General features: G+C 34.0%; 12 protein-coding genes. 7 read left to right on the top strand and 5 right to left on the bottom strand.

Annotation, left to right across the window (positions count from 1 at the left end; all coding sequences use genetic code 11):
- Window positions 1–8: 8 nt before the first annotated feature.
- A complete protein-coding gene (locus J7Q84_RS13855) occupies window positions 9–494 on the bottom strand; it encodes a DUF2975 domain-containing protein (protein WP_209095164.1) in 486 nt (161 codons plus the stop codon).
- A gap of 553 nt (window positions 495–1,047) precedes the next feature.
- On the opposite strand from J7Q84_RS13855, the gene J7Q84_RS13850 reads away from it, so the two are divergent.
- Both J7Q84_RS13850 and J7Q84_RS13845 read left to right on the top strand, forming a co-directional pair.
- Window positions 1,048–1,467 (top strand): GNAT family N-acetyltransferase, encoded by a 420-nt coding sequence (locus J7Q84_RS13850; protein WP_209095163.1) that lies wholly within the window; start codon window positions 1,048–1,050, stop codon window positions 1,465–1,467.
- A 204-nt stretch (window positions 1,468–1,671) separates the two neighbouring features.
- Window positions 1,672–2,004, top strand: a complete 333-nt coding sequence (locus tag J7Q84_RS13845) for a hypothetical protein (protein ID WP_348519861.1) — start codon at window positions 1,672–1,674, stop codon at window positions 2,002–2,004.
- Window positions 2,005–2,251: 247 nt separating this feature from the next.
- On the opposite strand, the gene J7Q84_RS13840 is transcribed toward J7Q84_RS13845, so the two are convergent.
- On the bottom strand, window positions 2,252–2,734 hold the full coding sequence (locus J7Q84_RS13840; protein ID WP_209095162.1) for a MarR family transcriptional regulator: 483 nt from the start codon (window positions 2,732–2,734) through the stop codon (window positions 2,252–2,254).
- 137 nt (window positions 2,735–2,871) lie between these two features.
- Between J7Q84_RS13840 and J7Q84_RS13835 the strand changes: the two genes are divergently transcribed.
- From J7Q84_RS13835 to J7Q84_RS13825, 3 genes are read left to right on the top strand one after another with little or no spacing between them, the layout of a single operon-like run.
- Window positions 2,872–3,627, top strand: coding sequence for an NADPH-dependent oxidoreductase (locus J7Q84_RS13835; RefSeq protein ID WP_209095161.1), 756 nt, complete (start codon window positions 2,872–2,874; stop codon window positions 3,625–3,627).
- A gap of 24 nt (window positions 3,628–3,651) precedes the next feature.
- Complete coding sequence (locus J7Q84_RS13830) at window positions 3,652–4,089, top strand: VOC family protein (RefSeq protein ID WP_209095160.1); 438 nt, start codon at window positions 3,652–3,654, stop codon at window positions 4,087–4,089.
- A gap of 16 nt (window positions 4,090–4,105) precedes the next feature.
- Window positions 4,106–4,714, top strand: a complete 609-nt coding sequence (locus J7Q84_RS13825) for a VOC family protein (protein ID WP_209095159.1) — start codon at window positions 4,106–4,108, stop codon at window positions 4,712–4,714.
- A gap of 577 nt (window positions 4,715–5,291) precedes the next feature.
- On the opposite strand, the gene ppsA is transcribed toward J7Q84_RS13825, so the two are convergent.
- The 3 genes from ppsA to J7Q84_RS13810 form a co-directional block, all read right to left on the bottom strand.
- On the bottom strand, window positions 5,292–7,907 hold the full coding sequence (gene ppsA / locus J7Q84_RS13820) for a phosphoenolpyruvate synthase (RefSeq protein ID WP_209095158.1): 2,616 nt from the start codon (window positions 7,905–7,907) through the stop codon (window positions 5,292–5,294).
- 623 nt (window positions 7,908–8,530) lie between these two features.
- The gene (locus J7Q84_RS13815) at window positions 8,531–8,914 is read right to left on the bottom strand and encodes a VOC family protein (protein ID WP_209095157.1); all 384 of its coding nucleotides are present in this window, start codon (window positions 8,912–8,914) and stop codon (window positions 8,531–8,533) included.
- Between the two features lie 160 nt (window positions 8,915–9,074).
- Window positions 9,075–9,743: an HAD family hydrolase gene (locus J7Q84_RS13810; RefSeq protein WP_209095156.1), complete on the bottom strand. Its 669-nt coding sequence runs from the start codon at window positions 9,741–9,743 to the stop codon at window positions 9,075–9,077.
- Between the two features lie 377 nt (window positions 9,744–10,120).
- On the opposite strand from J7Q84_RS13810, the gene J7Q84_RS13805 reads away from it, so the two are divergent.
- Window positions 10,121–10,813 carry a hypothetical protein gene (locus J7Q84_RS13805; RefSeq protein WP_209095155.1) on the top strand — a complete coding sequence of 231 codons (693 nt, stop codon included), beginning with the start codon at window positions 10,121–10,123 and terminating at the stop codon, window positions 10,811–10,813.
- Window positions 10,814–11,077: 264 nt separating this feature from the next.
- The gene (locus tag J7Q84_RS13800) at window positions 11,078–12,040 is read left to right on the top strand and encodes an AraC family transcriptional regulator (RefSeq protein ID WP_209095154.1); all 963 of its coding nucleotides are present in this window, start codon (window positions 11,078–11,080) and stop codon (window positions 12,038–12,040) included.
- The last annotated feature ends 228 nt before the right edge of the window (window positions 12,041–12,268 follow it).

Here is a 12,268-nt window from a genome sequence, read left to right as displayed (position 1 = left end):
CCTCCACCTCAGACCGTCAAATCATTTTCTGATTTTATGTTAATCGCTTCTTGTAGAAGTCGTTGAAGGATAGCGGCAAAAACGGCGATAACCAACGAAGCGAAAATAATGATGAGTCCCATTAATCCAATAGGAGGGTCAACTTTCTTCGCTATAAAATGAAAGAGTGGCAAACCTAATACATACAAGCCACTGATTGTAATCGCACAGCACTTTATGTTCTTTAACGCCTTTACAGATAATTCCGAGAACGCTGTGTTCTCGTCAATGAACCGTAAAAGTTTGAAAGCCTGATAGAGAGCAAAGTAAAAAGGCACAGCCGCTCCATACATCACGATAAAAACGAGATATTTCATTGGAGCAATATTTGGATACAATTTTGCTGCGAAACTCGCCAGATGAGGCACCAAAAATATACATAAAGCAAGAACTGGGATTCCTATCATAAAAACAGCTATTTTTAAAAAGAGTGTCGTAACTTGAACTTGTTTCATAAAAGCACCTCACTTAATTATATTCAAATTCATTTTAAATTACAATTTATCGTTTTACAATAAAATTGTATCGTATTTTATTATGTTATTGTTGTTAATGTAATATATTCTCAAAATAGTTACCATATACTGAGCATATTTAGGATTGAAATTAATCATTGCCGATTTTGTATGCTTTTTAAGTGTTTTATAATTGTTTGTACTCCAAAACCTATTATTGAATAAGGCGTGTCCTATTTTTTCTCCCAATGGTAGAAGCAAACATCAACTACTAAAGGGCAGAGTGAAGAGGATATTAATGGAATCGGAACTTACGCAGCTGCTGATACTTACAGGCAATAAAAATGCACCAATATTTGAACAGTTTTAGGCGTTTAATAGGATTATTACTATTAATTCTACAATAGGAAGAAAAGAAATTAATTTAACTTCCTCTCATAGAGTTTATGTTAATTTGAAGTGAATACGCTATCGCAAAAAGCTTGCATATCTGAAGGTAGGAGGAGTATAGAAATGCTAACGAGAAATCATAGGAAGACAGGGAGGCGAATCTATGAAAAGACAATATGAAATCTCAAATTATGCACCTACATTAGAAGAATATAAATATTTATGTTCAGTTGTGGGTTGGGAAGATTATATGAACTTTGATGTTGCCGAAGTATCATTACAAAATTCTGTTTTTGCCGTTACAGTTAAGGACGAGAGTAAGATCATTGGAATGGGAAGAATTGTTGGGGATGGGGCTATTTACTTTTACATTCAAGATGTCATCGTCCATCCGGATTATCAAGGAATGGGAATAGGCAAAGAAATTATGAATGCATTAGTAGAGTATCTAAAAGAAAATGCACCAAATAAAGCGTTTATAGGGTTATTTGCATCAGAGGGAAAAGAACGATTTTATGAAAAATACGATTTTAAGGACTATTCACCTAATATGACAGGAATGTTTACTGTAATAACGAAGTGAGATTCAAAGGTTTATATCTTTAATATGTATTTGCTTTCTATATCGTCAACTATGTTAGTGGTACTTACGTGTATAAGATATTATGGTAACTAACAGATAGGGCATTTATCTTAAGAACAATCAATCATTGATTTAGATGATACAATTAACAAAAAGAAGACGGCGATTTTGTGTACTGTACAATTAGAATTAAGATAGAGGGAAGTGACGGAAAAGGGTATGTTTGATATTACGGTGATAATGGTAAATGTTGTACCATTCTTATTTAGTGGTTTTGCTATATTTCTATTTATAAAGGCAGGTTCACAAAAAGTTAAAGATAAAAAATTATCACTTGTGTTGGTAGGGGTAGGTTTGAATCTAATGACAGGTCCAGCTGCTCTATTTATAGGCGGGATGGCAACAGATGCTCCAGATAGCACCATGTTTGACTTTTGGATGGGATTTTGGTTTGTCCAAGCTATACCGTTCCTTATACTACTTATAGGAATTATGAAATGGTTTATCTACAAAAGTAAAAATAGAATGAGTATGTAGAATGTAAGTAGCAAAAGCTCACTTTTGATAACGGAGGATGTTAACTTGAATAGTTGTGGACTGTTGCTTATTCAACGACATGACAGGATAGTTGAATAAGCATGCAGTTTTTATTGAACAATTTGATGAGATATATTCGTTCACAAAAAGTCCAGGATTGATAAGTTCTGGGATCCAAAGGAATGCGATTCTAAACTAATGAAATTATAGTTAATGGGATGATTTTATTTGTATTAATTCAATTTAATTAATCAATTTTAACAAAGGAAGTGTTCGACAAATCATTCAATATTTTCTCTAAGAAAAGTAACTCTTGGTTACTGTATTTTTCAATAAATTTTACATAATTTTTATTTATTTCTTTATGGAGCATTTGATGTAAATTACATAGTTCATTCCCCAAATCAGTCGTTTTAAAATAGATTTCTTTGTTATTATTGGGGAGATATTCTTTGTTGAGTAATTTCTTTTCCACTAATTTTCTAGATATTTTAGTAATAGTGCCTCTTTGCATATTTAATTCTTTAGCAATGGTGATACCTTTTACTGGTTGATGCTTTTGAATGCAGTCTAATACATGTAACATCAATATCGTAATATCCTGTAAAATAATTAATAACTCTTCGTTTTTACAATTTTGAATAAGCCAAGTTTTTTCTTTATCCTCTTCATTGTTTTTCTCTATTAATTTTATATATCCATCTAATATATTCTTTTTAATTTTATCCAATTTTATTATATCCCTTCATATCTGAATATTGACTATTATAACCTATATTGTTTCCAGTAAACAAATTTGATATTTAAACTAGATTAGTTTATTATTGTTTCCAGGAAACGAAAAACATAATGAAGAGGAGACTCATTATGAATAAAGTATTAGAAACAATTATGAATCATAAATCGATAAGAAAGTTTAAAGATATTAAATTAACTGACGAACAAATCATTACAATCATAAAAGCTGCACAAATGGCACCATCATCACTTTTTATGCAAGATTATGCCATTATAGGCGTTTCGGATCCAAAAATTAAAGAACAACTTTATCAATTAACAAAAGGCCGTTGGGTGAAAGAGAATGGGTTACTTCTTATTTTTTGCTCGGATTTACATCGAATATCTGTTTTAGCCAGTATTGAACAAAAAAAGAAATTAAAATTAGCTCATAAATTTGGTCCTTTCAAAAAAATTTCTACTATCAATACATCTATAGCAGCTCAAAATGCTACTCTTGCTGCCGAATCGATGGGGTTAGGTGTCGTATATAGTGGCGCGATAGCTGAACATGAAAAAGCTGTCAAAAAGATTTTAAAACTACCGAAAAATGTAGTACCTTTATTTGGTCTTTGTATAGGTGTACCAGATAGTACACCTATACAAAAACCTCGTTTACCATTACATGCGGTGTATTTTCAAAATGAATACATTCAAGATGAGGAAACACAAAAAGAGTTGCTAATTCAGTACGATGAGACAATGAAAAATTATTATGCAGCAAGAACGGATAATAAAAGAGTAACAACTTGGTCTCAAAAGAGCCTTGATCCAATAAATCAAATACCATCTTCCAAAATTGGCTTCATGATATTCGTGTTAAAAAGATTTTTTTTAGATAAATAATTACGCTAAATCGAGGAGCATACAATGAAAAATAAATTGAAACATGAAAATTATCCTGGATTGGACAAGTTGCAACATGTAGTTTTTTATGTGAATGATTTGCAGGTCTCACAAAGCTTTTATGAAATGATTTTTGATGTACAATGTTCAGCCACGGCTCATCCAGATAGTAGTGCAGCAATGCGAATAGTAGGAAATACAATGAAATTTTATAGTTTTGGTTATTATCATCATGATATTTGTTTAGTACAAAATCCTAAAGTGACAGTAGATCATGAACAATTCAATCATTACACGCTTAAATTAGCAAACGGAGTTAGCTTGGATGAAATAAAGAGGAGATTAGAATCCCTAAATTTTCCTTATTTCAAAGGTAGAATGTTACCAATATTATCGAATGAGAAAGAAAATGTAATTCATTTTAAGGATCCTAATGGACATGTAATTGAAGTAGTTGAATAGAAGGGACAAGAAAACTATGGCAAAACAAATAAGTAAATTACAATCATATATAAGCCCTTTGTTAAAGAGTAAATTTGTACGTGAGTTAATTTTGTTACCTTCAACGCTTTCTGGTAAAAGGCAATTAAATAAAACTGAAGAATACCCAGTAACTAAACCGTCTCTAATTTCGCATATCGAAAGAGTGGCTATATACGTGTCTGATTTAGAGTATTCTATTAATTGGTATATAGAAAAGTTGGGCTTCACCTTAGAAAGGACTACAGATCAAATCGAGGTTAAGGCATTGCCGGATCAAACAATCCGTTGTGCTCTTTTAAATACGAAGAATCAAAGGAATGCTCTTGTATTAGTGGAGAGAAGAGACGCTTGTGGTAAAAAAATCCATCCATCTACAAATGGATTTTTTCATATTGCTTTTGAAATTGAGGAGTATCGTACATCCTTTGAATTTGCTCAAAGTTTAAGAGAAAAAAATGTTTTTATTAGCTACGGTCCAGTAAAACATAGCCGTGAAGGTGATGGTGAGATTGGTGGTAATATCGCAGTTTATTGTTTAGACCCAGATAATCATTATTTAGAATTCTTTTTTGATATGGATAAATATGAATCTTTATTGAATTAACGCATGAGTTAGTTGAACAAGGAAGTCTATTGAAACTCTTTATATAAAAAGTCAGATTCTAAGTAGAATCTGACTTTTTTGATGATATTTCACTCTATTAGTATAAAACCTTTGAAATTTTTTGTGATAAATATTCAATTATAGGCTTTATATTTGAATCATCTACGGTTGAAAGTTTCTCCGAATTAAACAGTTGTAATTTCCTTAGTTCATAAAAATCGAAAAGCACTTGTTCAATTGTTAACTGGTTTTTCATCAAATATTTAAGATCAAGTATTGAAAACAACATCTGATCTTGTAATAGCAAGAGTCTACCATTAATTTGATTAAAGACGCCCTTTTTCATTCCTTCGTTGTAAAAACAACTTGAGGCAGTTAGTCCTGAGAGTTCAGTTCACGGTGGGCGTTATTGAGTATAAACGTATAAATATAAAAAATTAAAGTTGAACGCCTCGTATCTTTATACAAGGCGTTCTTTTTAGTAGCTGTGATTAATAATTTTAGGGCTTTACCATTATTTCCTATACAACTAAACTGGCATTAGTTGTATAAGAAAATCAACAATCTTTTTTAACAATTACAATATTTCGATATATCCTTCTGTTCCATGCACGCGAATGTGTTGCCCATCTTTTATCAATTTGGTGGCATTCTCCACTCCGACAACTGCTGGTAAACCGTATTCACGTGCGATAACGGCTCCATGGGTCATCAGTCCACCAACTTCGGTGACTAGACCTTTTATGGATACAAACAATGGTGTCCAGCTAGGGTCAGTAAAGGCGGTGACTAATATATCTCCATCTTCTAGATTCGCATCTTCCATATTTAAGATGACACGTGCCCGGCCCTCTATAACTCCGGAAGAAACAGGTAGACCGACAATAGCTTCGGCTGGGAGGTTTTCTCGTTTGTACTCACCTGCAATAATTTCGCCATCAGACGTGATAACACGCGGGGGAGTTAGTTTTTCATATAATTTGTACTCATCTTTTCGTTTGCTGATGATCTGGTAATCTAGTTTATTTGTGCGTACGACTTCGTGAAGTTCTTCAAAAGTGAGATAGTATATATCTTCTTTTTCATAAATAACGTTGGTTTGTACGAGTTGTTCAGCTTCTTTCAGTAACGCCTGTTTATAAACGAAGTAGCGGTTAACCATGCCGTATTTTGGATATTCACGATAGCCGATGAAATTTCGGATTAGGTCGATTTTTCGTTTTGTTTCTTTGGCTTTTTGTTCACCATCTGGTAATTGCTGCAATCGATCTAATAACTCTTGTTCTTTTGTCAAGGCTTCCTGTCGACCTTGCTCAAATTTCCGATTGCTAGCATTAGGCTCAAAGTTTTTGATATTACTAAGAATTATGGGGACAAGTGCACCTGGTTTTTCGCTCCAACGAGTTTTAGTAATATCGATTTCTCCGACACATCGCATTCCATATTTGTTGAGATAAGCATAGATAGCGTCCTGGGTTTCCTTTCCCCCATCAAACTTTACCAGTTCATCTAAAAAGTTATCATCTTTTACATGTTGTAAATACTCAATTACTTCTGGATAAGGCCGAATCACATCTGCGACATCCAATAGCGCCAGACCCATTTCTGAAGTTATATTGTTTGGTACGGATTGAGAAAGGGTGTCTGCTGCGTTTTTTTCGCCTAACCATTCGTTCATTTTTTCGTTGATCCATGATGAAGCATTTATAGCAGACATAAATACAGCTGAACTTTGTGGGTCAAATAAAAACTTCTTTAATTCCTGGATATCTTCTAGAATAAAATCTAATAAATCCGATCCTGATTTCATTTGGATATTTTGTTTTAACTCTTCTATGGATGTTTGATTACTCTTAATCAAATCAGAAACAATTGTCGGGTCGTTTTCGATTTGTGCTTGAGAATCCGCAGACGACACACTTTTATTGATTTTACCAGAACTCTGTTCTTGCTTATCATTGGGGATAGATTTTATGAAATCTCTTCGCTCTATTATAGTAAGGAGTGCGTCTTTCATGAGCGGATCGTGTTGTCCCATGGCATCTAACAACATTTTTCTGCTGTCAGGTGAAGCCATCATATGTGTGATATCAACAAACAACCTTCCACCAGCTTTTCGCATGGGTGCCCTAGTCGTTAACAAGTAAAAAGACAATCCCAATGGTTTCATAGGGTCGGTCATCATTTGTTGATGACCAACAGATATATAGACGTGGTTTTCTTGATCACTCGCTTCAGGGATTGGGTATAAAGTAGTGATTGGCCGACTCTGGACGATATAAAATGTATCATCAACCAAACACCATTCAATATCTTGGGGGCAACCAAAATAAGCTTCGATCTGTCTTCCGATGCCTGCCAGTTGTAAAATTTGTTGGTCAGTAAGCGTTTGAGTTTTTTGCTGATCTGGATCGATTTGCTTTGTCTCTGTTCCGCCTTCTTGTAGTCCATAGATAGCCAATTTTTTGGCTGCTATCCTCTTATCGACGATTTTCTCTTCCTGTACTTTATAACAATCGGCAGATACTAAGCCAGAGACTAGTGCTTCTCCAAGTCCGAAACTAGCATCGATTGATAGCAACTTTCTGTTGGAAGTAATGGGATCAGCGGTAAATAAAATCCCTGAAGCCTGCGGGAAAACCATTCTTTGAACGATAACGGATAAATACACTTGACTGTGGTCAAATCCATTTTGCATACGGTAGATTACCGCGCGATCCGTAAATAGGGAAGCCCAGCATTTGCTGATATGCTGCAGGATTGCTTCTTTGCCGATGATATTTAAATAGGTGTCTTGTTGACCAGCAAAAGAGGCATGTGGTAAATCTTCAGCAGTCGCACTAGAACGCACTGCATAAGCATGCTCTTCGCCAAACTGGGAGAGATAGTGAGTAACTGCGTTCACAACATCGGAAGGAATGCTTACTTCCATAATGATTTTTCGAATCTTCCTGCTGATTTCACCAATTTGCTCTCGATCTTCTATTTTTAACTTTGTTAGTCGCTCCAACAAAGCATGATACGTTTCGTTTTGTGCGAGGGCTTTTTGATATCCCACTGTTGTAACGCAAAACCCTTCTGGTACTTGTATTCCTTGAATTTGTGATAGTGCTCCTAAATGTAACCCTTTTCCGCCAACGAGCAAAAGATTCATTTTTTCCATTTCTTGAAAACCGAGAACTAAAGAACTCATGCAGCATCTCTCCTAACCATTAATGTTCTATTGATTTTAGCAGTAGGAAATGAGAATAAACAGTCTATATTAACCATTGTTTAAATGTTATAATTAAATTAGGAAGGGTGCAAAAAATAGTTAGAGCTTACCATAAAGTAAACTGATACCCAGATTTATCCCCTCGAAAGCAGCTCATATACCTTTAACCCACTATATAATTAAAATCAACTTTTTCCCGTTTAATCTGTTTATTTTCCCTAAAATACCTTATATGAATAGGAGATTTCAAGCTCTTATCTGTTAATAAAAAAGCGTTTCCACTAAATGTAGAAACGCGTGCGTTAGATCAATTAGAAAGAGTGCCTATAATTAAATCACGTATTTATATGTAACTTTGCTTATAAAATAACGGGAGAGATAGTGAATAGTCATCTTTTTTGTTCTAACGGATTCAAGAAGGTTTTTTATGAAGACATTATTAATCGCCATAATCCTGTTGTAGCTGTTCAGGTTACATTGCATGTACATAAAATCTCCGTCGAAGCTGATAACCCTGTCCTAATTTTAGGACAGGGTTATCATAAATTTATGTAATTGTTAATCCAACTTAAAACAAGCCAATAAAGTCGTTTAGAACTAGGTTACTGCTGCACTATCTGAATAAGATTGCCGCATGTATCGTCGAAGACAGCTATTGTGACTGGGCCCATTTTTGTCGGCTCCATAGTAAACTTCACGCCGTTTTCCAATAATCGTTTATACTCTTTATGAATATCTGTAACACCAAACATTGTTGCTGGGATACCATCTTCAAATATCTTATTTTGATACTCTTTTGCAGCAGGGTGCTCATTCGGCTCGAGTAAAAGCTCGGTACCGTCATGAGCATCGGGAGAAACAAGCGCAATCCACCTAAATTTGCCCATGGGAATGTCATGCTTCTTCACAAACCCCAACTTTTCTGAATAAAATTCCAGTGCCTTATCTTGGTCTTGTACAAATATACTGGTAACAATGATGTTCATAATGTTTTGCCTCCTTTAATATTTATCACGTTTGTGATCTGTAAACAATCTAGCTCCAAGCAGAAAAACCTCTACATTTCATTAAATCATAATTTACCTAACTTTTGATTACAGATTTTATGCTAGCATTTAGAAAATCCTTTTATAAGCTTCTAATTTATTAACTTTGTTGTACTAGATTTTTGGTACCAAGTAAACGATACAACTCGGATACACTTTTTACAATATGCGTAGGTTTTATGCTTTCGAGTTCTGTAATAGAGCCGTATCCCCAAGTCACTCCAACAGAATGTACCAACATGTTTTTGGCACCAATAATATCATGCTTTCGATCACCAATCATTATAAATTCGGTTGTTTCACTGTTTGGATACTGTAATAAAATATGATTAATAATATCAGTTTTAGCAGTACGTGTGCCATCCAAATTACTTCCAATAATTTTAGAAAAATACTTATCTAACGCAAAATGTTCTAGTATACGTTCTGCGAAAACAGTTGGTTTAGAAGTTGCTACTATAAGTGTTTTTCCTTCGCGACGAAGGGATTGTAATAGCTCCAAAATACCGGGATATACTTCGTTCTGAAACATACCAGTTACCTTGAAATATTCTCGATAGTACGCTACAGCTGTACTTATCTGTTCCTGATTAAAACCATATAGCTGAGCAAACGAATCTTGGATAGGTGGGCCGATAAACTCTAAAAGCACATTACTATCTTGCTCCTTAATACCCATTTTAGCTAAAGCATATTGGACAGAGTTTATAATTCCGTCTTTTGGATCAGTTAACGTTCCGTCTAAATCAAATAATATGAAGTTGTACATAATAGCTCCTCCTTCTATATTTGCTAAAATGAATATTCAAATAATTTTAACAAAAGGAAAGGGATTTTGCTATATGGATTTGTGATACTGATTAACTAGAATGGTATAAAGTATACACTAGGCTTATGCTAAGCACCTATAGATTGATAAGAAGTATCTATTTTTTATTATAGAGTTATCATCTGGTTATTATTGAATTTTCTGAAATTTAATAATAAGGTTGAAGTAGTAGAATCGTTATATACAAGTTAAATAAGGAGGGAATAGGGATAATAAAATTGTTGTATCTTTATGTACTGTTTTTGAACTCTCTCTTGTTTCACCAATAGTCTTAGTCACTACATATGAAGTTTGAGGAAAAGGGGAAAATTAAATAAATGAAAAGTAATTATATAAAAGTGAAACCAATATTTACTATTGGGATATTGATTGGAATACTGACAATAGGGTTTATTGGATTTAATTATATTTATTTAGGTATGAACGGAAACCCTGATAAGATAACGGAAACAGCAAAAGTTTTAAAAGAAAACATGGAAGAAAAATACGGTATTGTTATTATAAACAACGAAGGTGGCTATACAAATAAAGATGGATATGGTGCAATCTTTACTACTGACAGTGGTATAACTTTTGGTGCATCGAAACGAAAAAATGGTAGTGTTGACACTTATATGGAAGAAGTGTGGCGGAAAAAAGGATTAGAAAAGTGGGGGTATGCTGAAACATATCTATCCCATGTTGAAAAAATCAACTTAAATGTAGGGTATCGTGAGGAAGCGGAAAAAGATAGTAACAAACTTACCCGACGAATTGAAGATGTAAAAGACGATTTATGGTTGACTCTAATTATTGATTTACAAGAGTCCTATAAAGAACGAACAGCAAAAGTAATCGAACAAGATATATTTAACTACTATCAACAACTGCAAAAAGATGGTGCAGAAGGAGTTGAGTTGATCGTTAGACATAAACAATCTACAGGTTCTTATATGATAGTGAGAGACGAACATGGAAAATTTCCTAATATTAGTAATGTAGAAAGTGTTTCGGGTACATTATCTCATTAAGGAGCCTTCACTTCTGAGTAAATCCATCCATTACTACGTATAATCCACATGATGTCGCCAGCGCCACCATTCATTCCAGAAACGTAAGAATAAGTCAATAATTCAGCAGCCAAATCAGCATATGATTTGGCTGCTTTTTTTGGTGTGTATGCTCATTTGTGAGAATGTGTGAATAACTATAAACCTCAGCTATCATACCCAAATTGTTTAGACATTTTTTTATGCTAAAGTATGTAATAATTACGTGATAGAGGGCGGAGGAGCATGCGTTACCAATATGAGCAGATAGATTATCAGGTCGATTTACCAATTAAAATTTTCACACATACAGTAGAACGTTTCCCTTATCATTGGCATGAAGCGACTGAAATCCTGTTCGTACTTGAAGGTGAATTGGAAATCAGGGTTAATCAAGATGACTACCATCTGAGAATGGGGGATATTTTCCTTGTAAATGGAAATGAACTTCACTTTATCAACTCTAGGACAGCTTTTGGGAAAACACATGTATTGGCGCTGCAATTTGACAGTAGGTATTTTAAAAAGCAGGGGATTGATATTGAACAAAAAAGATTCTATTTGAACTCAAGAGAAGTTGGAGCAGGATCTATGTCTGTCTTAAATGAAATAAAATATATCCTAGCCAATATGATGGATCTCGTATTGAATAGGAAAAAGCTTTACCATCTCAAAATTAAGATAATGTTATTAGATCTTGTGGTCATTCTTTTGGAGCATTTTGAAGTACCGACACAAACCAAGAATAAGCAAATTGAAAATGATCAAAGGCTTCTAGAAATCCTTCAGTATATGAATACACATTGTTTAGAAGCACATATTGGATTACAGGATATTGCGAAAGAATTCTCGTTAAATCCACAGTATCTGTCCAGATATTTTAAATTAAATGTAGGGGTATCTCTAAAAAAATACTTAGATAATATGCGCTTAAACAAATCATTGTTTGCCTTGCGAACAACAGATGAAACAGTTACTGAGATAGCTCTTAAATTCGGTTTCTCCGATAGTAAAGCCTATTACAGGGTCTTCAAGGAAGTTTTAGGGATAACGCCAATGCAGTATCGAGAACATTATCGGATAGAGATTGAGAAAGGCATCACGAAGGATTATCTGAGCATCAACAGCAAAGAATCTTTCGTAAATCTATTCAAACATCTTGAGCGTAAAAATATTAGCGGGCTCTCCTACTTTCACCAAAAGCACTAATGTTTTTGGTGAAAGTGAAAATTTCCCACTAAAAACGAAAGCGTTTTATTTTTTCGAAATACCTTAAAGGGTTTACAATTTTATTATATGTTTATAGGAAGGATTTTTGGTTTTAAAGTCAAATCTCTTCTTAGTAGTATCCCAAGAAATGTTTGGAGGTCATTGTTTTGTTACTTTATTTTTGATACATCATCTGCCTAATGATTAAAAAGTAAATTAGGAGTTGAT

This window comes from Bacillus sp. 165 (assembly GCF_017742235.1).
Lineage (GTDB): Bacteria > Bacillota > Bacilli > Bacillales > Bacillaceae_G > JAGHKQ01.
This window is presented reverse-complemented; position numbering and strand designations above follow the sequence as displayed.

Coding starts and splice junctions, on each gene's coding strand:
- J7Q84_RS13855 (WP_209095164.1), bottom strand. CDS start 494: ATGAAACAAGTTCAAGTTACGACACTCTTTTTAAAAATAGCTGTTTTT.
- J7Q84_RS13850 (WP_209095163.1), top strand. CDS start 1,048: ATGAAAAGACAATATGAAATCTCAAATTATGCACCTACATTAGAAGAA.
- J7Q84_RS13835 (WP_209095161.1), top strand. CDS start 2,872: ATGAATAAAGTATTAGAAACAATTATGAATCATAAATCGATAAGAAAG.
- J7Q84_RS13830 (WP_209095160.1), top strand. CDS start 3,652: ATGAAAAATAAATTGAAACATGAAAATTATCCTGGATTGGACAAGTTG.
- J7Q84_RS13825 (WP_209095159.1), top strand. CDS start 4,106: ATGGCAAAACAAATAAGTAAATTACAATCATATATAAGCCCTTTGTTA.
- ppsA (WP_209095158.1), bottom strand. CDS start 7,907: ATGAGTTCTTTAGTTCTCGGTTTTCAAGAAATGGAAAAAATGAATCTT.
- J7Q84_RS13815 (WP_209095157.1), bottom strand. CDS start 8,914: ATGAACATCATTGTTACCAGTATATTTGTACAAGACCAAGATAAGGCA.
- J7Q84_RS13810 (WP_209095156.1), bottom strand. CDS start 9,743: ATGTACAACTTCATATTATTTGATTTAGACGGAACGTTAACTGATCCA.
- J7Q84_RS13805 (WP_209095155.1), top strand. CDS start 10,121: ATGAAAAGTAATTATATAAAAGTGAAACCAATATTTACTATTGGGATA.
- J7Q84_RS13800 (WP_209095154.1), top strand. CDS start 11,078: ATGCGTTACCAATATGAGCAGATAGATTATCAGGTCGATTTACCAATT.